The 26,091-nt window shown below is 38.3% G+C and carries 37 protein-coding genes and 1 pseudogene; 12 read left to right on the top strand and 26 right to left on the bottom strand.

Annotated features, from left to right (window positions below; translation table 11 throughout):
* Window positions 1-27 precede the first annotated feature (27 nt).
* Genes PH_RS02025 through PH_RS02000 form a run of 6 tightly spaced genes read right to left on the bottom strand, consistent with a single transcriptional unit; the run spans window position 28 to window position 7,434 of the window.
* A complete protein-coding gene (locus tag PH_RS02025) occupies window positions 28-1,191 on the bottom strand; it encodes a glycosyltransferase family 4 protein (RefSeq protein WP_048053128.1) in 1,164 nt (387 codons plus the stop codon).
* Window positions 1,192-1,244: 53 nt separating this feature from the next.
* On the bottom strand, window positions 1,245-2,567 hold the full coding sequence (locus PH_RS02020; protein WP_010884536.1) for a protoporphyrinogen/coproporphyrinogen oxidase: 1,323 nt from the start codon (window positions 2,565-2,567) through the stop codon (window positions 1,245-1,247).
* On the bottom strand, window positions 2,564-3,610 hold the full coding sequence (locus PH_RS02015; RefSeq protein WP_010884535.1) for a glycosyltransferase family 2 protein: 1,047 nt from the start codon (window positions 3,608-3,610) through the stop codon (window positions 2,564-2,566). Before PH_RS02015 ends, PH_RS02020 begins: the two co-directional genes overlap by 4 nt.
* 7 nt (window positions 3,611-3,617) lie before the next feature.
* Window positions 3,618-4,772, bottom strand: coding sequence for a hypothetical protein (locus PH_RS02010; RefSeq protein ID WP_048053127.1), 1,155 nt, complete (start codon window positions 4,770-4,772; stop codon window positions 3,618-3,620).
* Window positions 4,769-6,130, bottom strand: a complete 1,362-nt coding sequence (locus PH_RS02005) for a nucleotidyltransferase domain-containing protein (protein ID WP_048053126.1) — start codon at window positions 6,128-6,130, stop codon at window positions 4,769-4,771. The genes PH_RS02010 and PH_RS02005 overlap by 4 nt, the downstream gene beginning before the upstream one ends.
* Window positions 6,131-6,135: 5 nt before the next feature.
* The gene (locus tag PH_RS02000; protein ID WP_010884532.1) at window positions 6,136-7,434 is read right to left on the bottom strand and encodes a flippase; all 1,299 of its coding nucleotides are present in this window, start codon (window positions 7,432-7,434) and stop codon (window positions 6,136-6,138) included.
* A 109-nt stretch (window positions 7,435-7,543) separates the two neighbouring features.
* Between PH_RS02000 and PH_RS01995 the strand changes: the two genes are divergently transcribed.
* Window positions 7,544-8,659 (top strand): hypothetical protein, encoded by a 1,116-nt coding sequence (locus tag PH_RS01995; protein WP_010884531.1) that lies wholly within the window; start codon window positions 7,544-7,546, stop codon window positions 8,657-8,659.
* Window positions 8,660-8,688: 29 nt separating this feature from the next.
* On the opposite strand, the gene PH_RS01990 is transcribed toward PH_RS01995, so the two are convergent.
* From PH_RS01990 to PH_RS01960, 7 genes are all read right to left on the bottom strand, one after another.
* Entirely contained in the window at window positions 8,689-8,967 is a 279-nt protein-coding gene (locus tag PH_RS01990) for an oligosaccharide flippase family protein (protein WP_048053124.1), read from the bottom strand.
* An 84-nt stretch (window positions 8,968-9,051) separates the two neighbouring features.
* Complete coding sequence (locus PH_RS01985; protein WP_231833710.1) at window positions 9,052-9,432, bottom strand: nucleotidyl transferase AbiEii/AbiGii toxin family protein; 381 nt, start codon at window positions 9,430-9,432, stop codon at window positions 9,052-9,054.
* A gap of 90 nt (window positions 9,433-9,522) precedes the next feature.
* Window positions 9,523-10,386, bottom strand: a complete 864-nt coding sequence (gene rfbD / locus PH_RS01980) for a dTDP-4-dehydrorhamnose reductase (protein WP_048053122.1) — start codon at window positions 10,384-10,386, stop codon at window positions 9,523-9,525.
* Window positions 10,387-10,395: 9 nt separating this feature from the next.
* A complete protein-coding gene (gene rfbC, locus PH_RS01975) occupies window positions 10,396-10,953 on the bottom strand; it encodes a dTDP-4-dehydrorhamnose 3,5-epimerase (RefSeq protein ID WP_048053121.1) in 558 nt (185 codons plus the stop codon).
* Between the two features lie 96 nt (window positions 10,954-11,049).
* Window positions 11,050-12,051 (bottom strand): dTDP-glucose 4,6-dehydratase, encoded by a 1,002-nt coding sequence (gene rfbB, locus PH_RS01970; protein ID WP_048053120.1) that lies wholly within the window; start codon window positions 12,049-12,051, stop codon window positions 11,050-11,052.
* 10 nt (window positions 12,052-12,061) lie between these two features.
* Window positions 12,062-13,120 (bottom strand): glucose-1-phosphate thymidylyltransferase, encoded by a 1,059-nt coding sequence (locus tag PH_RS01965; protein ID WP_048053119.1) that lies wholly within the window; start codon window positions 13,118-13,120, stop codon window positions 12,062-12,064.
* Window positions 13,121-13,179: 59 nt separating this feature from the next.
* Window positions 13,180-13,500, bottom strand: coding sequence for a hypothetical protein (locus tag PH_RS01960; protein WP_048053118.1), 321 nt, complete (start codon window positions 13,498-13,500; stop codon window positions 13,180-13,182).
* Window positions 13,501-13,611: 111 nt separating this feature from the next.
* On the opposite strand from PH_RS01960, the gene PH_RS01955 reads away from it, so the two are divergent.
* Window positions 13,612-13,890 carry an AbrB/MazE/SpoVT family DNA-binding domain-containing protein gene (locus tag PH_RS01955; RefSeq protein WP_010884522.1) on the top strand — a complete coding sequence of 93 codons (279 nt, stop codon included), beginning with the start codon at window positions 13,612-13,614 and terminating at the stop codon, window positions 13,888-13,890.
* A gap of 106 nt (window positions 13,891-13,996) precedes the next feature.
* Here the strand turns inward: PH_RS01955 and PH_RS01950 are convergent, their stop codons facing one another.
* Complete coding sequence (locus tag PH_RS01950) at window positions 13,997-14,467, bottom strand: hypothetical protein (protein WP_010884521.1); 471 nt, start codon at window positions 14,465-14,467, stop codon at window positions 13,997-13,999.
* Window positions 14,468-15,515: 1,048 nt separating this feature from the next.
* Complete coding sequence (locus tag PH_RS09795; protein WP_158298156.1) at window positions 15,516-15,677, bottom strand: hypothetical protein; 162 nt, start codon at window positions 15,675-15,677, stop codon at window positions 15,516-15,518.
* A 100-nt stretch (window positions 15,678-15,777) separates the two neighbouring features.
* Here PH_RS09795 and PH_RS01940 point away from each other — a divergent pair, with 100 nt between their 5' ends.
* Window positions 15,778-16,005: a hypothetical protein gene (locus tag PH_RS01940; protein ID WP_048053116.1), complete on the top strand. Its 228-nt coding sequence runs from the start codon at window positions 15,778-15,780 to the stop codon at window positions 16,003-16,005.
* Here the strand turns inward: PH_RS01940 and PH_RS01935 are convergent, their stop codons facing one another.
* Window positions 16,006-16,296 carry a type II toxin-antitoxin system RelE family toxin gene (locus tag PH_RS01935; protein ID WP_010884519.1) on the bottom strand — a complete coding sequence of 97 codons (291 nt, stop codon included), beginning with the start codon at window positions 16,294-16,296 and terminating at the stop codon, window positions 16,006-16,008.
* A gap of 637 nt (window positions 16,297-16,933) precedes the next feature.
* Between PH_RS01935 and PH_RS01930 the strand changes: the two genes are divergently transcribed.
* Together PH_RS01930 and PH_RS01925 are read left to right on the top strand one after the other, a co-directional pair.
* Window positions 16,934-17,146, top strand: coding sequence for a hypothetical protein (locus tag PH_RS01930; RefSeq protein WP_048053115.1), 213 nt, complete (start codon window positions 16,934-16,936; stop codon window positions 17,144-17,146).
* A 51-nt stretch (window positions 17,147-17,197) separates the two neighbouring features.
* On the top strand, window positions 17,198-17,455 hold the full coding sequence (locus PH_RS01925) for a PIN domain-containing protein (protein ID WP_010884518.1): 258 nt from the start codon (window positions 17,198-17,200) through the stop codon (window positions 17,453-17,455).
* A 671-nt stretch (window positions 17,456-18,126) separates the two neighbouring features.
* Here the strand turns inward: PH_RS01925 and PH_RS01915 are convergent.
* A complete protein-coding gene (locus tag PH_RS01915; protein ID WP_010884515.1) occupies window positions 18,127-18,363 on the bottom strand; it encodes an AbrB/MazE/SpoVT family DNA-binding domain-containing protein in 237 nt (78 codons plus the stop codon).
* 256 nt (window positions 18,364-18,619) lie between these two features.
* Here PH_RS01915 and PH_RS09790 point away from each other — a divergent pair, with 256 nt between their 5' ends.
* From PH_RS09790 to PH_RS01905, 3 genes are read left to right on the top strand one after another with little or no spacing between them, the layout of a single operon-like run.
* Window positions 18,620-18,781: an AbrB/MazE/SpoVT family DNA-binding domain-containing protein gene (locus PH_RS09790; protein WP_158298155.1), complete on the top strand. Its 162-nt coding sequence runs from the start codon at window positions 18,620-18,622 to the stop codon at window positions 18,779-18,781.
* A gap of 14 nt (window positions 18,782-18,795) precedes the next feature.
* Window positions 18,796-18,993, top strand: a complete 198-nt coding sequence (locus tag PH_RS01910; protein ID WP_143522638.1) for a DUF5646 family protein — start codon at window positions 18,796-18,798, stop codon at window positions 18,991-18,993.
* 9 nt (window positions 18,994-19,002) lie between these two features.
* Window positions 19,003-19,275 carry a type II toxin-antitoxin system RelE family toxin gene (locus PH_RS01905; protein WP_010884512.1) on the top strand — a complete coding sequence of 91 codons (273 nt, stop codon included), beginning with the start codon at window positions 19,003-19,005 and terminating at the stop codon, window positions 19,273-19,275.
* A 673-nt stretch (window positions 19,276-19,948) separates the two neighbouring features.
* Here the strand turns inward: PH_RS01905 and PH_RS01900 are convergent.
* Together PH_RS01900 and PH_RS01895 are read right to left on the bottom strand one after the other, a co-directional pair.
* Window positions 19,949-20,170 carry a DUF2283 domain-containing protein gene (locus PH_RS01900; RefSeq protein ID WP_010884509.1) on the bottom strand — a complete coding sequence of 74 codons (222 nt, stop codon included), beginning with the start codon at window positions 20,168-20,170 and terminating at the stop codon, window positions 19,949-19,951.
* Window positions 20,167-20,448, bottom strand: a complete 282-nt coding sequence (locus PH_RS01895) for a DUF4258 domain-containing protein (RefSeq protein WP_048053114.1) — start codon at window positions 20,446-20,448, stop codon at window positions 20,167-20,169. Before PH_RS01895 ends, PH_RS01900 begins: the two co-directional genes overlap by 4 nt.
* Window positions 20,449-20,917: 469 nt before the next feature.
* On the opposite strand from PH_RS01895, the pseudogene PH_RS09955 reads away from it, so the two are divergent.
* Window positions 20,918-21,186, top strand: a pseudogene (locus PH_RS09955) (IS6 family transposase); the annotation flags it as partial.
* A 180-nt stretch (window positions 21,187-21,366) separates the two neighbouring features.
* Window positions 21,367-21,597, top strand: coding sequence for a hypothetical protein (locus PH_RS01885; RefSeq protein WP_394295105.1), 231 nt, complete (start codon window positions 21,367-21,369; stop codon window positions 21,595-21,597).
* A gap of 443 nt (window positions 21,598-22,040) precedes the next feature.
* Here the strand turns inward: PH_RS01885 and PH_RS09950 are convergent, their stop codons facing one another.
* On the bottom strand, window positions 22,041-22,241 hold the full coding sequence (locus PH_RS09950) for a hypothetical protein (RefSeq protein WP_010884505.1): 201 nt from the start codon (window positions 22,239-22,241) through the stop codon (window positions 22,041-22,043).
* Between the two features lie 96 nt (window positions 22,242-22,337).
* On the opposite strand from PH_RS09950, the gene PH_RS01875 reads away from it, so the two are divergent.
* Window positions 22,338-22,547 carry a type II toxin-antitoxin system VapB family antitoxin gene (locus tag PH_RS01875; protein WP_048053548.1) on the top strand — a complete coding sequence of 70 codons (210 nt, stop codon included), beginning with the start codon at window positions 22,338-22,340 and terminating at the stop codon, window positions 22,545-22,547.
* Window positions 22,534-22,674, top strand: a complete 141-nt coding sequence (locus PH_RS09945) for a hypothetical protein (RefSeq protein WP_231833709.1) — start codon at window positions 22,534-22,536, stop codon at window positions 22,672-22,674. The genes PH_RS01875 and PH_RS09945 overlap by 14 nt, the downstream gene beginning before the upstream one ends.
* A gap of 788 nt (window positions 22,675-23,462) precedes the next feature.
* Here the strand turns inward: PH_RS09945 and PH_RS10095 are convergent.
* The 6 genes from PH_RS10095 to PH_RS01845 all read right to left on the bottom strand — a co-directional run bounded on the left by PH_RS10095 (window position 23,463) and on the right by PH_RS01845 (window position 25,978).
* Complete coding sequence (locus tag PH_RS10095; RefSeq protein WP_394295104.1) at window positions 23,463-23,621, bottom strand: hypothetical protein; 159 nt, start codon at window positions 23,619-23,621, stop codon at window positions 23,463-23,465.
* Window positions 23,622-23,768: 147 nt separating this feature from the next.
* A complete protein-coding gene (locus PH_RS01865; protein WP_010884502.1) occupies window positions 23,769-23,990 on the bottom strand; it encodes a DUF433 domain-containing protein in 222 nt (73 codons plus the stop codon).
* Between the two features lie 111 nt (window positions 23,991-24,101).
* Window positions 24,102-24,425 carry a hypothetical protein gene (locus PH_RS01860; RefSeq protein WP_010884501.1) on the bottom strand — a complete coding sequence of 108 codons (324 nt, stop codon included), beginning with the start codon at window positions 24,423-24,425 and terminating at the stop codon, window positions 24,102-24,104.
* Window positions 24,426-24,444: 19 nt separating this feature from the next.
* Window positions 24,445-24,774 (bottom strand): hypothetical protein, encoded by a 330-nt coding sequence (locus tag PH_RS01855; protein ID WP_048053113.1) that lies wholly within the window; start codon window positions 24,772-24,774, stop codon window positions 24,445-24,447.
* Window positions 24,758-25,699, bottom strand: a complete 942-nt coding sequence (locus PH_RS01850; protein WP_143522636.1) for an ArsR family transcriptional regulator — start codon at window positions 25,697-25,699, stop codon at window positions 24,758-24,760. Before PH_RS01850 ends, PH_RS01855 begins: the two co-directional genes overlap by 17 nt.
* Window positions 25,700-25,813: 114 nt before the next feature.
* Window positions 25,814-25,978 carry an antitoxin family protein gene (locus PH_RS01845; RefSeq protein ID WP_048053112.1) on the bottom strand — a complete coding sequence of 55 codons (165 nt, stop codon included), beginning with the start codon at window positions 25,976-25,978 and terminating at the stop codon, window positions 25,814-25,816.
* Between the last annotated feature and the right edge of the window lie 113 nt (window positions 25,979-26,091).

The raw sequence follows: 26,091 nt of genomic DNA, 5'->3' as shown, positions 1-26,091 counted from the left end.
CCTACTACCCCCTTGCTCTTCACTTTGCTAAGTTTTTGTTCTAAGTATTCTTTCAAGCTTTTTTCTCATGGGATTAAATCCATATAATTTCACAAACCTTCTCCTAGCTTTCGTTCCTAATTTTCGTGCTTCATCTAGGTTTTCAACAAGATATAGTATTTCCTCGCTTAAATTTTTCTCTAATGTCTCTGATGAGATCACTATTCCAACCCCATCTAAAATTCTTGGAATATCTGAGACATTAGTTGATATTATGGCACGGGCCATAGCCATTGCATCAAATAGCTTTGCTGGAAGCTGGCCAAAAGAGGCGTATGTTTTCTTTTGGGGGATTATGTATATGTCACTTGCAACAACAGCTTTTGGGGTTTCCTCAAAGGGAACGTGCCCAATGAAAATTACCTTATCACCCAAAAGTTTCTTTCCAAGTTGTGCTATCTTTTGAGAATATAGATCTTTCCCAATGCCTCCAATTACAAGGGTGAGCTCTTGGTTGTTTCTGAGCTCTTCAGTAGTGTATATTGCCTGAATTAATTCTTCAAGACCTTTGTGAGGTCTAGGAGTTCCAAAGAACATTAGTACTACCTTATCTTCAGGAATTCCAAAACTTCTTCGAGACTCCTCAGGATCATATTTTTTAGGGTTAAACACATTTTCATCTCTTGTATGCCAGATTATTGTTCCGCCAAACATTTTTTGAAGAAAAGAATTAGAGACTGTTATTGAGATTTCTTCTCTTAATAATTGTGCAGTCTTCTCTAACAAAAAAACATCAGAAATAGATTGAAAACCATTAAATCTATGGGGAAACGCGTAGAATGGTAACTTAAACACCGAATTTGCAGAATCTTTAACAAACCCAAGTTCCCAATCATCGATATCTAATATTACTGGAATTCCTGTTTTTTGATGAATAATCAGGGCTACACCAAAACTATTTATCAGCGGTTTTGATGCGTAAATAACATCTCCGCTAACGGCTGAAGATATTTTTTTAATGAAAGCAGTTGAGCTCCAATTAATAACCTTGAAGGGAATATCTGCTTGATTCGACAACGGTTCCCAAACATCCTTAGCTAAAGCTGGTCCAACAATTTCAACTTCGGAAAATTGAGAGATTAGCTGAGCCAGCAAGTATGCTCTCCCAAGGCAATTTGAAGAAAAATTAGGTGTTAGGATTGATACCTTCATTAAGCTCACCGTATTTCTGCTTAACTTAGATAAATTCCGGATTTCCATTTCTCTTATGCCCAGTTACTCCCGATCTGGTTTTTGACATATTCCATCACTGTTTTAACTACTGCATCCATATTCGCATACTCCCAGCCCCCAAACCTGCCGATGCTGTCGATTCCTACGGTCTTTAAATAAGCGAAGATCGTTTTAAGGTTTTTCTTGTATTCTAGGTCGTAGATTACATAAGCATATTTGAATCTATACACAGTCGTCAAGATTACATCGTCTTTGTTAATTATCCCAAGTCTATCCAAATCTTCTACTGTCCTCTCTGCAATTTCTTTGTCTTTCATTTTGCTGATCTCGTCTCCTTCTCTATAAGTTATTTCAGCCAGAACTGAAAACTTCCCTTGAGGGGCTACATAAGGTGAGTAGTTCGAAGGAAAGCTAACCCTATGGGTTAAAACATCCTTGTCTGGGATATACAACCATGAAAAGTCATTAAGCTTGGGCTTATCAACTCCTATGCCAACCGTTATTAGTGAATTGAACTTCAAATTATTCACGGCCTCGATAACTTCCATAGACACGTCTTCTAGGGCTTTAATCAGCTCTTGCAGTGGAATGGTAGAAATTATCTTGTTGAATCCAAATTCCTTATTTCCATTAGATACAATCCATTTTCCATCCTCCTTTTTTATCTTCTTGACTTCAAAGTTTGTAATTACTTTGTCTTTTATTGGCTCTTCAAAGGCTTTTGCTAAGCTTTGTATCCCTCCAACTTTTGGATAGTAGAAGTAAAGCTGGTGGGCGTAGCCCTCAGTTGGAATCCCAAGAGAGGACTTTATTATGTCCTCAACTGGTGGTTGGGGTATTCTCTCGACCCATACCGTGCTCATTTTCTCTAAGGGATATTTCCAGATCTTCTCGTTGTAAGGTATCAAGTATTTTTCTGCAATTCCTCTGCCGAACATATAATAGAACCATTCCTTCATGTTTCTTGGAGGTTTCAATAGTCCTTTCTCTTTTGCGATGAGGTTTTGGATAAAATGATATAAACATTCAAAGTTGTCTTGCTTTGGTAGGTCAGCCAAGCCATTTTCAAAGGGATACTTTACGTAGTGTCCCTTGTAAAGGATTTTGGTGTTCCTGCGGTTTTTCACAACATTGTCTCTAAGCAATGAAACCATGAAGTTGAGTATCTCACGGTCCTTTGAGAAGATAATATGAGAGCCACCCACGTCAAAGGTAAACCCATCAATCTGAACTGATTTTAACAATCCGGATGTTTCTGAGCTCTTTTCGAGGATTGTGAAATCATAACCCCTTTGGTTAAGGAAGTATCCTAAGGAAAGCCCTGCCAAACCGCCACCAAGGATTCCAATTTTCATTCCTTCTTCCCTCCATACAGTATTCTTTTGGGTTTTTCGTTATCAAACTTACCCCTAAGACCATCAAGATATGCAGAGGTTATAAACTGAATGCGCTTGATCTTATGATCGTCGAATAGAATTATTGCACCAACAGAGACTGCCCATCGTTTTAGTAACTTAAAATAGAATTTAAACTTGCTTTTTGAATATATCCTACCAAGATATGTTAAGTTTCTAGTCCCGTAATAAGTTTTCCAAAGCTTGTTATACGGTATTCTGTATATTGTCTTTCCCAGAAATCTCTTTTTGATTAAACTTGTTTTCTTTATATTTTCTTTATGAATTATCACACTGTCTGGAATTAGATATATTTTTCCAACGGTTCTCAATCGAATAGAATATTCAACATCGTCATGATGTATAAAGAACTCTTTTTTAGGAAACCCTACAATTTTAATTGCATCCCGTTTTATTAGTGGACCTACAAACGATACAAAGTCGATTTGAACTGGCTGATTACTTTTGTATTTAGACTCATCCAAAGGAATTTGAATCATCGGAAAAATCTTCTTAAAACATAAAATACCTCTGTGGGGCTTGGATATCTCCCCAGTTGGTCGAATTACTGTAGGGGCCAATGCAATAACTCCCGGTAGATTCATATACCTTATCAATTTCTCCAACGCATCCTCTCTTGGCTCTGCATCGTCGTCCATTAACCAAATCCAATTATATCCTTCTTCATAGGCTCGTTTTACCCCCTCATAGAACCCACCTGAACCTCCTACATCCTTATAAAGCCTAACGTAATAAACTTTTATAGGCTTATTGTTAATTGGGCTGTAAATAACGTTTTTTGTTTCCCATGACCAGTTGCCTTTTTTTGGAGGAAGCTCTTTAATGTATCCACACTCTAACAGAGCTTCAGGAGTTCCGTCAGTTGAAGGCCCATCTATTATAAAAATAGCATCTAATGGGTATGTTTGGTTTCTGAGAGCATTTAGACACTCTAAAAGGAGTTTTTTACGATTGAACGTGACTACAACGGCTGAAATTTTCATTGTGTTATCACCTCTTGAATCTAAATTGATTTGCTAAATATTTTAATTCGTTAATTACTGTCCTAAATATTGTTCTAATAAAGTACGAGTTGCTGCAGAGGTCTTGTTTAGAATAAAAATTTATTGGAATGTATTGTGTAAAATCTTCTGGAATATATTTAATTATCTTATTAAAAAGTGTCATTCTCTTTTGAATAACATGTTTAAAGTCATTATCTAAATGCAAATTGTAGTAAGAGTTAATTCTATAAACTTTTAGAATACCTTGTGAGCAATATTTAGAGTATTCTGAATTAATGATCAAAAATGTATTTGGAAGTTCAATGGCAATTATTGGTATAGCTAATACTTTAATTAATTTACCATTATAGATATCATAAGTGCTTTTATAGCTTTTAAAGTTAATAATTAAATCAGGTCTTACTTGTAATTTAATATTTTTATGTACATCATAATATATGTATTCCATACTCAACATATACTCTGTTACGTGCTTGACTATATCTATGAGAGCCTCAAACGATTTTATTATTAAATCAGGCATTCTATACTTGTATCCATGGTCTGGGAGCTTAAAAAAGTTTCTACGGAAAGCCCGTATAGAACGAATAATTTTTCTATAATCTTTGCATCCCAGAATATCTTGAGCAAGTGCAAGAGTATGAGCCACACTTCCAAGTGTCATTAGTGCTGTTCGCATATGTATCTTACGACGAAGGAACATTTCTGAAAGAGAAACTGTCAATATATAAGACCAATCTAGGATATTTAGGATTTTAATAAAGGTTATCTCATCATTGCTAGGATTTATAATTGGTATCTCACTACCATATATCCTTCTCAAATTAAATGCTGTATGGACATATTTTATGCTGGGGAAATCTTCTTTTGATATAATAAATGGTGAATGGTAAAATATGTATCTTGATGTCATATCTCTTCTCCAGTTCCTAAGTACCTCTATTGTATTTTTATTAAAGGGATCATCCAACACTATGAAAATGTCTAAATCTGAGATGCCTGGGACAGAAATGCTTCCACTTTGATACACTGCTAAGACGTTGTCATCTTGAGAAATTAAATCTACATACTCACTTAGAACTTCCTCATATGTAGAAATCGAAAGCTGAGTAGGGTATCCATAAAAATAAAATTCTCTCATCGGTTCCACCTCCACAGTTTTATAAAGGAATGATATAAGTCATCTGCTATAGCTTCACTAAAAATTATAGACTTTTCAAAAAATTTTTCTCTTGAAATTGTCTTTTGAATTGATGATGGTAATTTACTTGGATAATTTGCTAAAAATGAGTCAAATATCTTATAGTTGTGCATAAGCCTTAAGGAGATAATTGAACTTAATCTAACTAGAAATGGCGGTTTATAATCCCAGTTCCTCCAAAATTCGCTGGCAATTTCAACTGCTTCCCATTCTTCAGTAGAGAAATACCTCTTTGCTAAATCAAATGAGTATTTTTTATATACATAAATCCCCTTAGTTTCGAGAAAAATCACGGGGAGAAATAAAATAGTTGCTACGAAAAACCTAAATTTATACATATTGTTAATATTCTTGAAATGTAAAACGTAACTTCTTCTGAAATATTGAATCACATTCCATACCAAGCTAAAATGTTCAAATGTAGAATCTCTAACATTAAATCTTATCTCTTCATTCCCAAATAGTGGAGTTGAATATCTAAATACTTCTGCTGGTAATACAGCCTGATTATAATATTGAAGATCACGCTCAGTTAATATGTAATGTCCATGGTGATGCAACAAGTTAAATTGATAGCAATACTTTATGGAACGAAAATTACTTTTGAGAAACCTTGCAAACTTATCAATGTCTAAAAGCGTGTCATCTTTTAATATTATTGCAGTATCTAAGTCACTAAACTTGGTAAAGTCTTTTGTTGATATGCTTCCATGAATATAGAAATCGACTATGTAGTCCTTTAGATTATTTGAGACATACCCCTTTAAAGACAGCAATATGGGTGATACTGTAGCAGGAAGGTCATTGAGATTTTCCATAGCTCTGGTTTTGACATTAATTATTTTAGTTCTATTTTTTAAATCAAATAAGTCTACGTAGTTATGTAGTAACTGATATATATATTTGATAATGAATAAAACCTCAAAGATGTGTGCTTTTTTCTTTGTACAGATATTATTTATTACTGATGAGATATACAATACTTCTTTTTTATTTTCTGTTTTCTCGGTACTTTCTATGCTCTCTAACAAATATTTAATAAAAAGTAAATCATTCCTAATATATGAGATATTAATAGTATTTAACGAGTTAAATAATACTGATTTAATATCAAAGTAACTTCCATTACTCAAAGCTTGGATTAAATAGTTAAGTTTAGCTTGCAACATATTTATCTTCTCTAGAAGGCTTGTATCATAGTTATAGAAATAGAATTGTGGGTTCATATAAGGCAAAAATTCTTCGGAATTTTTTAGGTATACATTATATTTCTTTGAAAAATAAATTGCAAAGGTCATTTTCTTCACCTCCTTAGTCCTAAAACAGTCTTAAATATTTCTATATCTTCCTTGTCAAACCATTTCAATCTTGGCATAAAGTCTAACCTTTTAATAAATTTTATGAGTATTATTAAAGATACTATTTTTGTTAATACTGTTGCTAAACCAGCACCAATGTAGCTATACTTGGGGATTAGGATGAAATTGAGTATCACATTTAAAATAGCTGAAATTAGTGTTTGTTTAGTGTTTAGTAATGAATTATTAGTTGCATTTAAGAGATTAGCAAAAACTATATTCACAAAAGATATAACTTCTGACCAGACTAAAATCTGTAAAGCAATTGTTGCTGGCGCGAACTCATCTCCATAGACTAATAGAATAATCTTATCAGCCAATAACGTTATTCCAAGACCAATTGAAATACCAATTATCATCATATATTTGAAAGAGCGTTCAAAGATGGACCTAAGGCTATCCTTTGAAATACTATAAAATTTTGACATTACTGGATAGACAGTAGCAAAATAAATTTGTGGGATAATTAATAATATCAATACTAGTCTATATGCTGCATTATACCATCCAACAATTTTGTCTCCTTTCATATAAGAGAGCATCACAATGTCAATTTGATAATAAATTGATACAAAAATAGATGTCACAGCAAACGGCCACGCTTCCCTTACAACGCTTTTCCAAAAGTTGAAATCAACCTCAATCTTTGGCTTTAAAAACTTCCAGGTTGTTATAACGACATGATACCCCAAAACAATCGAATTCACAATAAGATAAATCACCGCAAAATACACCACGTTCAAGCCGAGCTTTATCGCAATTATCGCAAAAATCAAAGAACACACACTCTGCAGAATCTGCCCGATGGATATAAACTCCATTCTCTCAAACGCTTGATAGATGTCATTGAACAGATTATTTAGTCCTGCAATGATAGTAGACAGGGTTATTATGTATACAACTTTTCTCGTGATTTCGGGATAGCCTAAGAGATTCACAACTACAAAAACAATCAAAAATGTTAGTGTTCCGAATAACAGCTTCAGTACAAGTCCATTTGCAAGATATTTCCTTGCCAGGGTCTTATCTCTCGCAACCTCTCTGACGGTCAAAGGATCAAGGCCAAAGTTGGCGATAACCCCAAATATGCCATTTAAAGCTAAGGCAAATGATAGGATACCATAATTCGCCGGACCCAAATGTCTTGCAGTATACATCACATAGAAAAATCCGAATAGCATACTAACGATTCTGGCAAGAAATAGCACAGCCATATTCTTTGCAATTCTCTGGACTGTGTTCATGATTGCACCTCGCTCAAAAATTTGATGAAATACTTAGCTTTTTAAAATTGCTGTATTATCTGCTCTCTTAGTACTAACGCTTTTAAGTCAAAAACTTCTTAATATCCTCATGCACGGATTAATAAGGGCACTAAAAGAACATGAACCCCTGCCATCCTATATCCTGTCCCTTATAATAAGTGTGGAGATAGTGTATATCTTTTTAGAGCTCGGATTCTTTCAAAATGTTGATCCAGAGGATATTAGATACTTCCTGAGTGCATTGGCCCAAGTGGAGGGAACAATTATAGCTATATACATAACCATGATGCTTGTGGGAGTTCAGCTCACACTAAAAGAGTATTCAGAAGTTGTTCTCAACGTATATCGCAAAAACATTGAATTCTGGCTGGTATTTATTTCTTATGCAGCTTCAATTGTCCTGATGTTAACATTGTTACAAAATGCAGGAAACCTTAACCCCTCTTCACTACGCTTGGCATACATATGGGGCACATTTAATCTCATAATCCTCCCTCTTTTTGTATATGATTCTTTCATTCTGTTCAATCCAAAAGTGCTTATTGACAAGTTCTTAAAAATCTATAGCATTACGGAAGGGGATACACTTTGGAAAATCTACAGAATATCTTCCAAAAGCATTCAATCACAAAACGTAGGAGCTACTGCATACATCCTTAGAAAAATCGGGGAATATATGCGAAATAATTTTTCAAATAAAATAAAAACCATGGCAAGGGAGATAGAGGAAAAGAGAATAGAAAAATCTGATTTAGCGGAGTTCGAATCGATATTGGCATTTATCGAAGGATTAACCCACATATTGCGTTCTCTCGCCCTGTATACAGTTGATCAATTTGAGAGTGGCAGAATAAGTCAGAATGAAGCGACATGGATATTAAACATGATAGAGCCCATCTTTAGGGTAATTTTTGCGGATCTTGTTATATTCTTATATCCACTCTACTTTGTCCCTGAAATCAAGAAAAACCTTGAACATGCTTTGAGCCAATGCTTACTGGAACTGGAGTTAATAATAGAAAGACTGCAAGAAGTTCCTCCAGAAATAAAGAAAGAAGAACTAAGGAAATTTTTGAACGTTTTACCATACAACTTTATCAGCTCCTTGGAAAGGACTGGTTGTGATTACCTTGCCGAAAGAGCCAAAAGGCTCCAAGAATTTGCAAAGGACGACGAAAAATATAATGATTTCATTGAGATTTAATGTCCAAAGACTGAAGTTTAAAATATAGTTTACAATATTGGAACCAGCTCTCTAACTCTCGAAGGCTTCCTCTCCCTGTAAAACGCCACTTCCTTGGGAAGAGAATTCTGAAAGCCCAGCGTCGCCACAACAAGGACGATGCTCAGAACTGTTAAAGCTAGGTTAAACACTCCATACTCGCTCACAGAGAAGTACCTTGCCATTATAGCCCTACTCAAAAATCCAAAGAACATCAAAATAAGAGTCCCAGCAAAAACTATCCCTGTCCCCCTCACAATCCTTTGCAAAGCCTGACTTGACTCACTCATGAGACTCACTTCCCTCCTTTGCTTTAAAGGCTGTCATTTAAAAAGTTCTTCTATCCTGAAGCCTAGGCTTTCAATTAGCTCCTCCTAGTTCGGGCGGAGGCTCTTGGAAATAAAGTGGTTGGTTGAACTGCCGATCTGAAGGGCATTTTTCTTTGCCTGACTTAAATTTCTGATTAACTCGTCCCAGAAATCTCCCTCGATGAGGTAAAACTTTGTGTTAAGCTCCAACGCTTTCAGGAATTTTTCCATCTCAAACTTCATGTCGAGGGTATGAAAGACATCATAAATGTCCTTGCCCTCCATACGGTTGTATAGAGCAACAATTTTCTTTGCAAGAAGGTCCTCTAAAGAATAAACTCTAAACATCGTAGGATAGCTGTTAATGAACAGCGACTTCACCATCTCAGTTTTTGCTTCAATGTATGGAGGTCTGCTGAGGTAAAATTCCTTGGTAGAAAAGCTCAAGAAAAAGCATCCAAGGATGGGAGCACTATGGGAGACATTGGGGGACTATTCGCTGTACTTCTTGAGAGCCTCGTCTTAATCCGAAGACCTCTACACGTAACCCTTCTCCTTTAAATACTCTTCCAAGGCTTCTCTCCAATGTCTCATTCTTAGCCCAATTTTTTCCAGCTTTTCATTCTTCAGCGCAGAGAACCTTGGCCTCTTCGCCAGCCTGTTGAGCTCGTTTGACTTTATGGGCTTTATCTCGACATTCCAGCCTAAAACATCAAATATTGCCTCGGTAAACTCGTACCACGAGCAAAAGCCCTCATTAACCATATGGTAAACCCCAAACTCCGACCTCAGCTTTAAAAACTCTTTCAAAGTTCTGGCAACGTCTTTGGTATAGGTTGGACTCATGAACTGGTCGTCCACAATTTTGAGCTCTTCTCCATGCTTTGCCTTCTCAATCACCCACTCCACAAAGTTCCCGCCCTTACCGCTCGCCCCGGCCTTCCCGTAGAGGCTCGCCACCCTAATTATGTAATGCTTGGGAGAATAATTCCTGGTGAAAATTTCTCCCGTATACTTACTCACACCATAAACATTTATCGGGTTCGGCACATCTTCTTCGGTATATGGCTCCCCCTTTTCGCCATCGAAAACGTAATCCGTGCTGATATAAACATTAACGGCATCAATCTCATTGGCAATCCTTGCAACATTCAAAGCACCAATTGCATTCACGGCAAAGGCTTTTTCGGGATAAAGCTCTGCATCATCAACCCTAACGTAAGCAGCAGTATTAATAAGGACATCTGGCTTAATTTCTTTTAGCACTTTCAAACTCTCCGGAATTGTAACGTCAAGGTCTTTATGCGTTAATGGAACAACTTCGAATTCTGGATCATTACCAAAAACCTCCACGAGATCAGTTCCTAATTGCCCATTTGCCCCTATTATTGCAATTCTCATTGCAACCACCTAGAACACCCATCCTCTCTCTATTAGCTCCCTCAAAGTGGGCCACTTCTTATCCTTCTCCGAGAGAATTGGATCTTCAATTGGCCACTTAATTCCAACGTCAGGATCGTTCCATATCAAACCACCTTCATAATCCGGGGCATATACGTTGTCCACCTTGTATACAACCTCGGCGACATCACTTAAAACTACAAATCCGTGGGCGAACCCCCTCGGAATGTAGAGCTGGTACTTGTTGTATTCGGACAAAATTACTCCAACGTACTTCCCAAACGTTGGCGAGTTTCTCCTCAAGTCCACTGCAACATCATATATAACTCCCCTTATACATCTAACTATCTTGGCTTGGGCATAGGATCCCCTCTGAAAGTGCAAGCCCCTAAGGACACCGTATTTAGACTTAGAATGATTATCCTGCACAAACTCACCCTTAATTCCCGCCTTTTCGAAGTCGGATTTTTTGTAGGTCTCCATAAAGAAACCCCTTTCATCTTCAAAAACCTTTGGCTTTATCAAGACCACATCGGGAATTTCAAGCCTCTTGAACTCAAAGGGCATCTTCACCACCTCTTTGAGAGCTTCCTATATCTGTTTTATCAAACTCCAAATTATCTTGAGACGTGAATCCTCAAGAATCTTTATCCACTAAACCTGCTACCATTTTAGTTTCCAGGGAGTTGGGTGGAGTATCCTCTCATCAACTAAAGGCTTCCACCACCACTCATTCTTTAAATACCAATCAATGGTCTTCTTAATTCCCTCATCAAAAGTGTACTTTGGTCTCCACTTTAGGTCTCTGGTTATCTTCCAAGAATCCAGGGAATAGCGTAAGTCATGCCCTGGTCTATCCTCAACTAACTCTATTAACTCCTCGCCTTTGCCCATGAGCCTTAAAATAATCTTAACTACTTCCAGGTTTGTCTTCTCTTCTCCAGCTGAGATATTGTATATCTCCCTGGATTCACCTTTGAGCAGGACAAGCTCAATTGCTCTAACGTGATCCTCCACATATAGCCAATCCCTAACGTTCTTCCCAGTACCATATATGGGTATCTTAAGCCCCAAGCTCGCCCTTATTATAGTCTTTGGAATGAGCTTCTCCGGGAATTGATAGGGGCCGTAGTTGTTTGTGCACCTCGTTATCGATGCATTCAGGTTGTAAGTCCTTGTCCACCCGAGAACTAACATATCGCTGGCCGCTTTCGTCGCAGAATATGGGGAGGAGGGCATTAAACGGTCATTTTCCGTAAATGAACCCTTCAGAATATCGCCGTAGACTTCATCAGTACTCACGTGTACAAATCTAACTTCGGGGTTTTCTCTCCTTATTGACTCGAGGAGAGTATACGTTCCTATAACGTTGCTGTGGAGAAATATTTCAGGCGAAGAAATGCTCCTATCGACGTGACTCTCTGCTGCTAGGTGCACTACCCCATCAACTTTCCTCACCAATTCCTTAACGAGCTCGTAGTCAGCTACGTCACCTTTCACGAAGGTGTACCTAGGGTCATCTTCCAGATCTTTTAGGTTAGCCGGATTTGAGCCATATCCTAGCTTGTCTATGTTTATTACTTCCCAGTCTGGATGCTTTTCTAGGATATAGCGGATGAAGTTGCTCCCAATGAACCCCATTCCTCCAGTCACTAAGAGTTTCATCGAATGCACCTCACAGCACTATTTGCGAGTTATCACCAATAATTAGCCTTCTTCCCATCGGGTGGCTGTTCCCTTTTATTATCTTTACTCCTCTCCCTATTATGCTTTCCACAATTCTCCCTGCTCCTACGATAATACTGTCATCCATTACTATTGAGTCCTCAACCTCAGTATCTTCAATCACGACATTGTTTCCTACACTCGTGTAAGGCCCGATATAGGCGTTCCTTATCACGGCATTCTTACCTATCACGGCCGGGCCTTTTATTACTGAATTCTCGTCTATTTGGGCTCCCTCTTCAATTTTAACCCTACCAATTATCTTCGCCCTTGTCTCCACTTTAACCTCTTTCTCTATCTCATCTAAGACTAGCCTATTAGCCTCGAGCAAATCTTCAGGCTTTCCAGTATCCTTCCACCAGCCCGTTACCTTTGTCCACCCCACCTTGTACCCGTTATCGATTAGCCATTGAATAGCATCCGTGATCTCCAGCTCGTTCCTCCATGAGGGCTTTATGTGCCTCACCGCTTCATGGATTATTGGTCTGAAGAAGTAGATACCTACCAAGGCCAAGTTACTCGGCGGGTGTTTCGGCTTCTCTACCAGTCTCTTTATAGTCTTTCCATCCTCGCTGAGCTCGGCAACTCCAAACTGCTGGGGATTAGGAACCTCACAGAGGAGAATGCTAGCGTCGTAATCACTCTTTTCAAAGTGCTCTTTATGCCTAACTATTCCTTCTCTTAGGATGTTATCCCCTAGGTACATGACGAAGTCTTCATCTCCTAAGTAATCCCTAGCAACGAGGATTGCATGGGCTAACCCCTTTGGCTCACCCTGGTAGATGAATTCAATATTGGCATCCCAGTCAACGCTCATAACTGTCTTCTTCACTAGATCAGCATTGGGTCCGACAACTATTCCAATCTCGTGAATACCAGCTTCAATTACATCTTCAATTGCATAAAACAATACAGGCTTATTGGCTACCGGAATTAACTGTTTCTGCTGAGAGTAAGTTAAGGGCCTTAATCGAGTCCCATAGCCGCCTGAGAGGATGAGGGCTTTCATTGTATCCACCATCGTTAATACTCTAGTGTGAAATAAAAATTTATCGAGATAGGATAAAATTACCTAGATGTTCCCAAAATTAAGTCGATAAAAGCATCAAGCTCCTCGATTTCTAGGGGGATTACCTCGTTAGTAGTGGTTTCTTGGACATAGAGCTTGTTTCTGTCTTTCCAAAGATAATACAGCTTTAAATTAAAAGATGAATTGAAACTATACTTCTTTGGTTTTCTATTCAACAAGACTAGTCCTATCATATTGTTATCCCTACCAAGAACTATCAAATCAAATACTTTAGCCTCTGAAATCTTGGCTTTTTCTTGAATAATAAGCCTAAGCTTTGTCTTTTCCAAAATCGCCTCTACCTCCTCCAGGAGCACCATCTTGCTCACCACATCATATTTTGATGTAAAATTTCATAAAATGATATTTAAGGTTTTCGAGAACCACTATCCTTAAATCAATAGAGAAGTACAAGATTTGAGGGAACCAGTGTGGATGTTTTAGCAAAATTCCATACAACAGTTCATAGAATAGGGAGGATCATTATTCCAGCAGGCACTCGAAAGTTCTATGGAATAGAGCAGGGTGATTTTGTTGAAATTAAAATAGTAAAGTATGAAGGTGAGGAACCGAAGGAAGGTACCTTCACAGCTCGAGTAGGTGAGCAGGGTTCCGTAATTATTCCAAAAGCCCTAAGGGATGTCATAGGAATAAAGCCCGGAGAGGTTATAGAGGTTCTACTACTGGGTCACTATAAACCCAGGAATTGATACTTACACTTCCCGTGCACACACCACTTTTAAAAACGCTTTTCAAAAGGGGTTTATACACGATACCATTTTTTAGAAATTTTCTAAAAGTAGTATGTAAACCTACTCAGATTTTCCCTATTTCCTCTAAACGTCTTGCCTTATCCTCCAACACCTTCCTATTCTTCTCAAACTCCTCCAACAACCTCGCATAATATTCCATAAGACTAAATAACATCCTGGCCATCCTGGGGTTGAGTGCCCCGTAGGTCTTCTTTAAATCCTCCAGCTCCATGAGGTCTGCCAGCACAACCGCTTCAAAGTACTTCAAGACCTTGATAAGGGAAGTCACTTCCCTTAACATGGTGGCAATCTCCTCCCTCAACTGGTCCCTAGTCTTCCTAAGCCTCGTAACTTCCTCCTCGAGCTCCCTTAAGTCCAAGTAGATGTCTAGGTGCTCCGCTATCGAGTATACCTGGTTGAGGGAGAGCCCGAGCTCCTTGGCCACCCTCCTGGGGGACACCCCATTCTCAAGCAACTCAACGGCCCTCTCAAACTTCTCCCTGTGTACTTTTACCTTCTTACTCCTCTTCTCCATGTTCTCACCCTGTTACATCTACAATTTTATGCTTAGAATAAACATAAGTCTTCCCATTATTTGACCAACAGTTCTCAGTTATTTTAAACTGATTACATCTAATGATTTTTGTTATCTGCCTAAAAGGGAAGGCGTTAGGGCTTTGTTTAACGTTTAGAGGAATGCCCATTTGCCCTTACTATTGACTCGGAAATAAGCCCTCTGCGGGCTCCTTTTTAATTCCACTTTTGTGTTGAGGTAAGGAGTTGCATGATGCACAGAGTCACGTGAGAAACTCACGTGACTTATCACCCCACATTGTATGTGTTAGGGTATAAGCCAGGTCAACCAAATGGAGGTAGTGTATTTATTTAATGCCCCCTCCATCCTATAACTACCCACCAGCTATAGGCAAGTTCATAGTTTTTCAACTAATGCTCATTTTTGTTCATGGTTTTGGATACAAGTTTACTATCCAAAATAGAGCTTTCACAGATTTACGATTTTTCGGAAAGGCTAATTTCATTGTCGTTCATGTTTCACTTGTGAATGTCCCTTCTACGACAATTGACCTCTTTCATAGGGAGTGAACCAATGCAGACGCGATAAGTCACTTTTTGAGTGGGCTGGCGGTTTGGGTTATTGTTGCTGAAGTGCTGAACGAGCTTTCTAATTGTCTCCAAACAACCTAAAGGGAAAGTGTTTAACCTTCACCATGTAAATACCCAGTAACCGTTCTGGTCAGCCGTGATTTGCGTAATGTCGTTACGGCTGACCTTCCACCCTCCCTTTTTCATTATAGGGGAACGGAGACTCCCCACAAGTCCTTATTCGGGCTTAAAACCCCACATACCGAGGACTGCCACATCACCCCAAAATTCACCACAAGAACATTTAAAATTTCGTTCTACAAACCCCAACAAACTCTACACTTTTAACTATTTACGAAACAGCCCCCAAGTGCATCCATAATCAAATCTCTAATCTTATTGCCTAAGCTCTCTTGTATGAAAAGTATCTCGCTCTCAACAAGCCTTTTGGCATTTCCACCCCACGCCTAATATAAGCATTACAGCAAAAGAATACAAGACAAATTCCCAGAATCGCCATTGTAGAGCGGCTTTAAGAACAGCTGAAGCCTCTCAGGTGGAGTAACTTTTCTCTGGAAGAATTCCGGAATTAAAAGGCCAACGAGTGCCACAGCACTCCCGTCAATATAGTCGACCCCCATATACATTAACCCATATTATTCGTTAGCTTATTCTAACAGTAAATCCATTAGTGAGGGAAAGTATTTTAACCTTAAAGTGAAATGTGATAGTGGTGAAAAGATGAGTGAAGTTATAAATGTTCGCAACTTAATTAGAGAGATTGAGGATATTGAAAAGAGGTTAGAGAATATTAAGATTGAATTACTTAAACTAAAAGCCCAACAATTGGAAGCCGAGGAAATAGACGATGAAGAAGCTGATCAACTCATAAGAGAAGCCGAGGAGGCTTATAAAAGCGGAGAATGGTTAACCATTGAAGAGTTTAGGAAAGATGTAGGTTTAGACTGACTACTTTTTATATGCCTTTTCTCTCGACTTAATATCGACTATGACAACTGCTTTCTCGTCCCAAAGAATGGTGTAGAATACCCTATAATCTCCAATTCTAAAACGATAAAGTTTTCCCTTCCCAATTTCGGAACGCTTTCCCTTAACAGGTTTAACATCATATCGCTCCACTGGGAGAGGGTCAAACTCCAAAGTCTTAAAGAACTTACTCAATTTTTCCAACTGAGACTTTGATAAGTATTTTTTGGACTTCTTTGAGACTTTTGGAAGGATAATAACCTCAAATTTCATAAGTTACACCACCATTATGCCTACATCTTTCCATAAAAACTTAGCTTTCAAAAGTAGGGATATTGTTAGGATAAGCTAATTGTCCAACCCATCCTTGAACTCTTGTAACTCTTACCGGTTACGAGCTTTACCTTGACCTTTTGCTTGTACAAGGGTCGCAAGGTAATTCCTGTTTGCGCGGTGGTCTTTTATGTCCTACTCCAGGATATTAGCCTTCAAACTCTCCAAATCTATAGGGATAACACCACCCCTCCTGTAATCATGATTACAAAAAAGCAATATAAAAACCTTCCCGTAATCATGATTACAAAGGCAAAAGAATTAGCCTTTTTATTGTGTTTAGAATGACTTTAACCTCTCCCGAATAGTTTTCATGATAATTTCATTATACCTCTTGGACTTCAAAAGCTTCCTGGAGAATTGAAAGGGCTTCATTCACCTTTTATTTTATCAAAGGAACAATAATCTCTATTGGAACTACCCTAATGTGTCCGTAGTTAATTAGCTTGAGAATTTCCCTTGTTGAACTTGTAACTTACTTAAGACTTGTCCAAATTAATTTTTGGACTGTTTCTTTAACAGTTTTAAAGTTAAAATTTAAAAGATTTAGCATTAACAAATTTTTGGAGTGGGTTGTTTGAGTAAAGTTGTCACTATAAGGGTTCCGGAGTGGGTTGATGAGGAAAAGCTTAGAGAGATTATAAATATGGCATTAGCCGAAATTTCGCCAAGAATTATGTCTATTAATAAATTGAGGGAAATTCTAGGTGTAGAAGAGGTTGAGGAAGAAATTTCAGATGACGTTTACGTTAGGGAAAAGGAGAAGGAGAGAGTTAAATGGTTGTACTAGACACAAGCGTCATTATAGGTCGAGGAGGAGATTAGAGAGAATATAACGGGAGTGACTTTTGTTAAATATCCAGCGATAGTGAGGTATAAGAAGTTTTATGGAAATGTTTTATTCCCAACCGTTGAGGATTTTCTCCTAGCCCATAAGATTCAGGAAGAGCTTTTAAAAATGGGAAAACCAAAAACTTTTGCTGACTTGTTGATCGCGTCAATTTGCATTAACAATGGCGAAGAACTCATAACGAAAGATAAAGACTTCTCAGACATTGCAGAAGTCTCAAACCTAAAAGTTAAGATCGTTGAAGAGTGAACCACAGCAAGATTGCCAATTTTCAGAACTTTTGAGTACAAATCCACAACGTGAGCTCCAATGTTTGTAAGCTCATCATCAATTTATCAAACCTCTTTTCAAGATCCTCAAGTTTACCAAGTTAAGACTAAAACTCCAACCATAACAACACCAAAAGGAGTTTTGGGCAACTTGTCATGATGAGCCTCAGGAAGAAAACCCTAAAACCCTTCACAAGTAAATGAATACCCAAAAACTTAAATGCAAAGAATCCCATGGTGAGAACCTTAGCCAGTACAACACTTTAGCCAAAATTGTTAGAATGTTTGTGGAGTCAATCAAAGGAAAGTGAAGACGCTAGCAAAGTGGTATGCGAGAGTCTCGAGGATTATCCGATTTTCTTAGAACCCAAATTCCACGGTTACAACTTGACGACTTCATAGAACAATTATCAAGCGAGTGCAAGAAGCCAGACGGGAAGGAAGTCAATTCCCTATCAAATCATGCTTCTCAAGCTCGTGAGGGAGCTTTAACAGCCTTTTACACATCACGCTCATTCCTCGCACCAAATCCTCCCAGAACTAAGGAGGAGTACAACCACCTTGAGCTCTTGTCAACTTCTTTTAAAAGCTTCTCCACGAACTCTGACCCATCCTCATCATTAAAGAACGCTTTAGTGTCGGAGAGGTACTTTATGATCTCCCCTCGAATTCTTTGTCCCATTCTTCTCTTATCTTTTCGATTTCTTCTGACGCTCCTTCTATTTTATCCACGCCCCTCAGCTTGGACAGCTTAACCACTGGCCTTAGAATTATTGCATCTCCCTTCATTTCAAGCAACAGTTTGTCCCCTTTTGATAGTTTTAGTTTTTTCCTGATTTTTGCTGGAATTACGATTTGGCCTTTTGAGGATAGTTTTACAATCTCCATTTTTTACCACATTTCAAATTTGTAAGAAAAACTATTTAAGTTCTCTGTAACTCCTGCCAGGAGCTCTTTCTGGTTATCCGCTACAGTACCGCATCTTCATTGGAGGTTGGGGATTTAGGGAAGGAGTGATTACTCACTTGAAAGCCTTGGCCCTTCAGAGTGGGCCTCATGCTGAATCCCTTAGACTTGATGCTAAGTGCTACTCCTAAAGGTGTCAAAGAAACCTTTTTATACTCTAAGGGATTCATTATAGACCATGAGGGAGAAGGTTAAGATCTTAAAGATTCGAAAGACTAAGAATGGGTACTTTCTCCGAATCCCAAATGAAGTTGTTCGAGAACTTGGGTTGGAGGAGAAGGAGAAGGTTGAGGTTTACATGAACCGGGAGAGTGGGGAGATAATCTACAAGCCCTTCTAGAGGGGGTAATGAGGATGGAAAAAGTGGGGGATGTTTTGAAGGAGTTAGAGAGGCTTAAGGTTGAGATTCAGCGCTTAGAGGCCATGCTCATGCCGGAGGAGAGGGATGAAGACATTACTGAGGAGGAGATTGCAGAATTACTTGAGTTGGCTAGGGATGAGGACCCTGAGAACTGGATTGATGCTGAGGAACTCCCCGAACCCGAAGATTGAGGTGTTCAAATGACATACCGAGTTAAAATCCACAAGCAAGTGGTGAAGGCTCTCCAAAGTTTGCCTAAGGCCCACTATCGAAGATTCTTAGAGTTTAGAGACATCCTGGAGTATGAGCCTGTTCCAAGGGAGAAGTTTGATGTGATTAAATTGGAAGGGACTGGGGACTTAGACCTTTACCGTGCCCGTTTGGGTGATTATAGGGTGATTTATTCAGTAAATTGGAAGGATAAAGTCATAAAAATCCTAAAACTTAAGCCCAGGGGAAGAGCTTACAAGTAGTAGAGAAGTGAAATAACCTGTTAAGCGAGCTCGTGAGAATTCCTTGCTTAGCAAAGCGTACTCCCTCCTATCCAAAGCATTCCTCTCCCTCAATCTTCGTGAGCCACAAGACTGGAACTTCCCTGGAACCAAGCCTCTCCTTCACAAAGCCTGGAGGTTCCCTGGAGATTACAAAACCTCTTCCACTGTCTGAGAGTGTTAGGAAGATCCTGTTCTGCCTACCCGTAAAGTGTGTAGAGTGTTAATTTCGTAACGGGTAGGCTTCCACCCTCCCGTCTTCATCGGCTGACCTTCGGGGGGAATGGTGACTCCCCACATCTTCAGTAGTCCCCATTCGGGCTTGGAAACCCCACATGCCGAGAACTGCCCACCACTACAAAGTTCACCAGCTTTAAAAATTTCATCCAAATAAACTTTTAATTATTTTTACGAAACCAGCCCTTCTTAGCATTGTCTTTAACTGCAGTTAATCCTGTTAGAGTTCATTCCCTCCTTGGTCGGCCTCCGAGTGATGGCTCTGAATGACCTCAGGAGGTGATGCACCAGTTATCCTACCAGTGTCGGTGCACTCATGGTGACCTACTCCGCCCTAAAGAGCGAGGTTTTCGAAGGGAAAATATGACTGATGAAAACCAGTGTGGCAGAGAAAGCAGTGAAGGAAATTTCACGCAAGCTAGTATGCTTTTGCTTTTTGGCCTTTCGTGTACTTCTCTATTTCCCTCAAAGCATTCATTATGACCTTTTCCCCAGCGTTCCATATTTCGATGCCCATTATCTCACCGTTTTCACCATACTCTATCCAAACATCCTCATCAATTTCGTCAGTATCAAGGACTTCCCCCTCTTTAATGAGTATATATAGGATATCAGCTTTCGGATCATACCTAACTTTCATAATTCAACCCACCTTTTACCTTCTAATCTCCTCTTAATTATCTTTTCTAAGCTTTTGCTAACATCTATAACCGTCACTACTTTTATAATTTCCTCTTCTTGATCATAGAATGTAATTAGATAGTGTTCCTCTTTTCTTCTCGGCCCTATTGCTATTTGGTGACCATTCCTGAGATCGTAAAATTTCCACTCAGGTTCTGTTAGAACTTGCCTAACCTCATCCTCTCCAATTCTCCTCTCTTTAAGTCTCCGCCTTGCATGCTCAGTAAAGGTTATCATTACTGCCCACTCCCTGATATTGCTCAATAATAATCAAACCATTTTAGAGTTTTGCTATTCTCAATTTTTATGACTCGTCCTTCAGGGCGGGAGGAGGTCAGTAAAAAAACAAAGGGAATGCGGCAATTATTAAAATGCAATCCCTCTCACCCACGCCACTCAATCACCACCCCCGACTTCCTCAAGAGGCTTAATGTAAGGATCTTGTTAATGTAAATCGACCCATTCTTTGTTGCTGACAAAATAAGGATCCCTAGCCTTGAGGAGGCCCTCAAACTCCTCCCCACTAGTAAGCTTAACCCTCTTCCCGTTGCAGGTCAACAACATAATTCCTACTCTGAAACATTAGCCAAGCCCTTTGATTCTTTCACCTCATCTTGCCTATGTCGAACTTCCTCTTTGTAATTCCTCCTCTCTTCCCACTCTTGCCTTTATCTCCATTCTCCCCCCTATTTAAGCACTTATATTGTGGATTGCCAGAAACTTTATCCTGGTAGTTTTGAAATTCTGCAAGGGTCAGCTTGGTTGGTAAAGTACTGCTTTTAAATTCCTTGTTTATGTAATCCCTGGGCCGAGGAACAGCATTAAACGCTGGTTTAAAGAGCAGATGAAGCACTCCCGGAATAATTTTAGAGCCAAGGACGGAGGAGAGTTCATAACTTTATTTTTCTGTCTGGGTTCAATAAGTTACTGGGCGGTGTTACTGAATGGCTCACAGTTACCATAAGTGTCCTTTAAATTGGGTAATCCAATAGATAGTCATGGAAGTGCTGGCAAAGTTTTTACGTAATCATTTAGAAGGTCAGCAGAAGTCTCATTGGCCCATACAAGCAAATCTAAAGAACAGGAGCAATAAGATATTTTTGTTTTAAGTTCGAAAAATAATTTATATATTAAGAGAAAGAACGATTTATGGAGGTGATATTATTGGCTGAGAGTGTTCATGTAATCCTTCAGCGCATCGAAAAAATCGAGAAAGAGCTCGAGGAGATTAAGCTTGAACTAATTAAATTAAAAGTTGAAAGAGAAGAACCTGAAGTAATCAATGATGAAATTTACAAAGAGCTTGTGAAAAAGTCCGAACATTTAAAAAAGCATCCAGAAGAGGGGTTAACAGCTGAAGAAGCCATTAAAAAGTTGAGAGAGTAAAAAGGTGAGGATATTGTACAAGGTCATTGTAGACAAAGATGTCATTAAAAAGGCGAAGAAATTCCTTAAACCTGCCCAACGCAAAAAGTTGGCTGAATTTATAGATATGATTTAAAGCCTGTCAAAGGCGAAAAAACTAAGGAAACGAACACTTATCGCCTAAGGACTGGCAACTCAGGGTTTTCTATACTGTATATTGGGATGAAAAAGTTATTGTAATCATGGATATTCGGCCGAGAGAAAGTGCCTACAAAAAGTGAACCCTTTTATTTTGAACCTTTTAGCATTGCTCTAGATTTTAAGAACTCCAAGCTCTAAGAGTATTGTTCCACTACTATTTATTTCCCGATAAAGGGTTTTATTTTTAGCTTTCCACAATAGTACAGCTTTAAATTAAGATGAAATTTATCTTTCCCAGTTTTCTATTCACAAAACTAAGTTAATTACCCTCTGTCCATAAGATCTAATGCTCTGCCTTCCACTATCTTAGCTTTCTCTTGGTCAATTAACCAAGATTCAGCATTTTCTAAGATTTCTTCTATCTCCTCCAGGAGAGCTATTTTGACATAAAATTCTAAACAAGAAATTACAAGATTTGAGAAAAGTAGCATGGAGATTTGGCGAATCCATTTGATCGCCCACATGATGGAAGATGCCCTATATAACTCTAACTGGTATTTATTCAGAAGAAAAATGTGTTACGTCTCATTCAGAATCTGGTCTTACATTATATATTAATTATGGGAGATGTTATTATTAGTATTCATGTTCCGCCAGAAATTAAGCGGGAGATGAAGAAAGTGAAAATTAGGGAGTTCATAAAAGAGAAAATTAGAGAATATAAGAAGAGGAAAGCTCTACAAGAGGCTGTGGCTTATATTCAAACCTTACCTACCGCACCAAAGGGAACGGCACAAAAGTTGGTGAGGGAGGATCGTGATAGTCATTGATTCCTCTGCTTTTTCGAAGTTTTTAATAAAGGAAGAAGGCTGGGAAAAAGTAATACAATATCTGGATCCCCGCTTAGAACCACATGCAGTTGACATGCTAATCATCGAAACTACAAATGTAATATGAAAGTACATAAAGGAGTACAAGATACTAACGAGGAAACAAGCTCCAGGACTTCACAAGCAAATGGAAAAGCTCGTAAGGGAGGGTTAATAACACTAGAGCCGGGTCAGAAATATTTACGGGAAGCTCTGGAAATTGCTATGGATTATGACATACCAACTTATGACAGCCTGTTCTTAGCACAAGCAAGGGAATTAGAAGCTAAAATTAATCACAATGAATAATAAGGGACAAGCAAGGAAGATGGGATTAAGAGTGACATATATAGACTAAATTGGGACTTTTTAACCTTCTTATTTGTCAACTAGACGAATCTCTTTAAAATTTTCTTTACTATTCTCAGGTTCACACCAAGCTTTTTCTCTATAGCTAACAACAGCTCAATGTCTTCCCTATCAATGCTCCTACTCAGCAAGACTAAAAAGAAATAAGCCCCCAGGAATACTACAAGGATTGGAATAGAGCACCTTTAGATGGATTTCCTTAACAACTCCAAGCAAAACGAAGCTAATAATTAAAGACTTTACGTAATTCCTACTAAAGAGATAAATTTTAGTCCTCTTGTAAAGCCAAGAAGAGTTGAAAACGTTTGCAACGAAATAGGGAATTTAAGAGAACGTTGAGGAGTGCTGCGAAAGAATTTCTAATTAGATTTAAGTTTGGTTCTCCAATTACAACTAAGCTTAACTCATTCACTCCAAGGAATGTGCGGAACATAAAACCTAAGGCTAGAGTCTGAGTGCCAAGCTCGCTGGGATGTACTTCTCCCTACATAAGCCAGATTTTAATATTTAATAACATGTCAAAGAATAATAACTTTTCTTGATTATTATAAGCTTTCCAGGATTCTCCTCAATTATTTTGATGCTATTCATAAATACTTCTGTGACCTCCCAGGGCAGGGGTGGGTGGATATCAATCAGCACAACGGTCACTTTTCTTGAAGCCAGCTGAAGGCTGGCAAAGTCCTTATCTAAAGTAACTAGAACACGTCCTTCTTTTCTTGCTATCCCCTATCGGATAAACCCCACCGTATTTCCTGGACTCTTTTAACATCATACTTTTCTTGTAGCCGCCTTATAAACGAGACATTCTCGTCAAGGAGATATCGCATCAATGATTTCCACCTTTGCAAGCTTTGAGGCAAATTTAATAGCTTCAAGGATGTCTTCCTTAGTTAATTCCGGATATTCCTTGAGGATATCCTCAATGGTAAGTCCGGCCCCAAGAAGCTCCAAGATCAGGTACACAGGTATCCTCGTCCCCTTGATTACAGGCTTGCCTCCCAAAACTCCAATCCTACTCTCTACTCTCTTCATAATTCTACCTATTCTATAATTAATTATTTAAACATTACACTCCTTATTACTATCCTACTTAGGAATCCAAAGAGCATTGAAATCTAGAGGATTTTGGCTTATCTCGCTCATTTAATCCCTGCCTATTAAATATTCCATGAGGTGGATAAGTCCTTTTACAGTCCCAATTTGTTCCATTAAAAGATCAAGCTGATGGATTGTCATCGGAATTAAGCTCCTAAGTGAGTCATCCTTAGAGAGCTGATTTTCAAGTTCACGAATGATTACCTCATAATCTAGTCCAGTTTCAACAAGTACAATCAAATCTTCAATATCCCTTACTCTTTCTATTGAGGTTACACTTTTGAACAGGAAAAGATCCTCTCTTGAAACTAAATATATCCTAAAGAACCTATGTGAGGAAAACTCTTGAGGAATTTCAGCTCTTGAGATCATGTCTTTAGAAAGATATAGCTTACCAAGAACTCTCTACAAAAATTTCGAGATTAAACCCATATAGGAAATGAGAGTACCTAGAACTCATGCCAAGGTTATAATTCCACTGAGACTGATATTGTCTAACATAAACAGGCATTTTTGGTATTGGAGTCTCTAAAAGGCTTTGCATAATGGAAAATTGCCTCTCATCAAGAATTATGATGTCAATATCTTTTGTTGCACTTTTAAGGCCTCTCAAAGCTAAGTTGCCTCCACCAATTAAATAAACTTTTAGAGGCTTAATATTTAGTCGCCTAGTCTTTTCCTCCAATAGGTGAAATTTAGATTTTCTAGTTACCGTTTTCACTCTCCTCACCAAAGTATAGTTTGAAAATTTCAACAACTTCTTTCATAGATGGGTACGGATATCTTTTAACTTCTTTTCCTTTGAGATATCCCAATAGAGTTCTAGTGTTAACCTCGTACTTTTTCCCAAGCTCAAAGAGCTTCTTTTTATTTACCTTATCCTTGTATGTAAGCAATAGAACGAGCGAATACAAAATTGTTCTCGGGCTAAAATCTATGAGCAACGCGTGTACAATAATATCTTCCAGCGAAAGTCTCCTTACCTTCTCAGAATAGTAGTAGTGATATCTCCCAGCTCCAATGACATCTATTCCAAAGTCACTAAACCGTTCGAGTCCAGTTAAGTGAAAGTTTCCAACATCCTTCCCTTTATACTCTTCCGTTGAGAGTATGAATTCACTAACCCCACTCCACACTAGGACTGAATTCCTGGAGAATTCTCTAGCCCTTATTAGATTTTGCAGTTCATAAATTTCCTTTGCAAAGATGTGAAATAGCTCATATTTCTCTATCAGGAAGTACTTCCCATTTCTTTTCCCTATGAGTCCATACTTCGAAAGATTATTGATTACATGATAAAAGGTGCTCCTTGGAAGGTTGCTTTTTACATAGAGTTCACGAGAAGTTAATGGAATGTTCTCAAGAACAGCGAGAAGAGCAAGATTCTTTCCACTTAGGATCTTTTCTAGAGGCATGTGGCCAAACTTAATCATTAATTTCCTCAAGATTTCAACCGGTTTTGTCCCACTTAACGATACCATCCTGTATTTTCCTCTTTTTTCTGTCTTTACTAAGCCTTTCCTTTCAAGGGATACAACTAGGGCGTAGGTTCGATAAATGGATAAGCTTAGTTCCGCTAGCTCGGTTATAGTTTTTTCTTTATCTTCAAGTTTCAAAAGAGCATCAACTTCAGTTTTTGTTAACATTGTCCAAAAATTAGAAAGCATTATATATAACATTTTTGATTTTATGTACAAAGTGATTGTTGCATGCCAACATCCCCCTGCACTTACCATTTAATCTTAAAGTAGGACTAGGTATTACATTTGAGCATCTTCTCCCAATTCCTCTAATTCTTTTGCAGAAGCTTTTCCAAATACTCCATAGTACTTAGAGACATCTCTAATTTTGACTTTTTGACAATCTTTTAGCTTCACTTTCTTTAAAGGTTTAAAGACACCATTCTTATTAATAATGATTGACATTTCCCTTCCCCCATACCTTTTGTGTACACCTATTTTAGGACTTCCCTATAATGCCTTTTTAGAGTTTATTCCAACATTTAAAGGCTATTAACAAAATAACCAGCGAGTAAGAA

This window comes from Pyrococcus horikoshii OT3 (assembly GCF_000011105.1).
GTDB lineage: Archaea > Methanobacteriota_B > Thermococci > Thermococcales > Thermococcaceae > Pyrococcus > Pyrococcus horikoshii.
The sequence above is the reverse complement of the archived record's forward strand: the minus strand, read 5'-3'. Positions and strand labels throughout refer to the sequence as shown.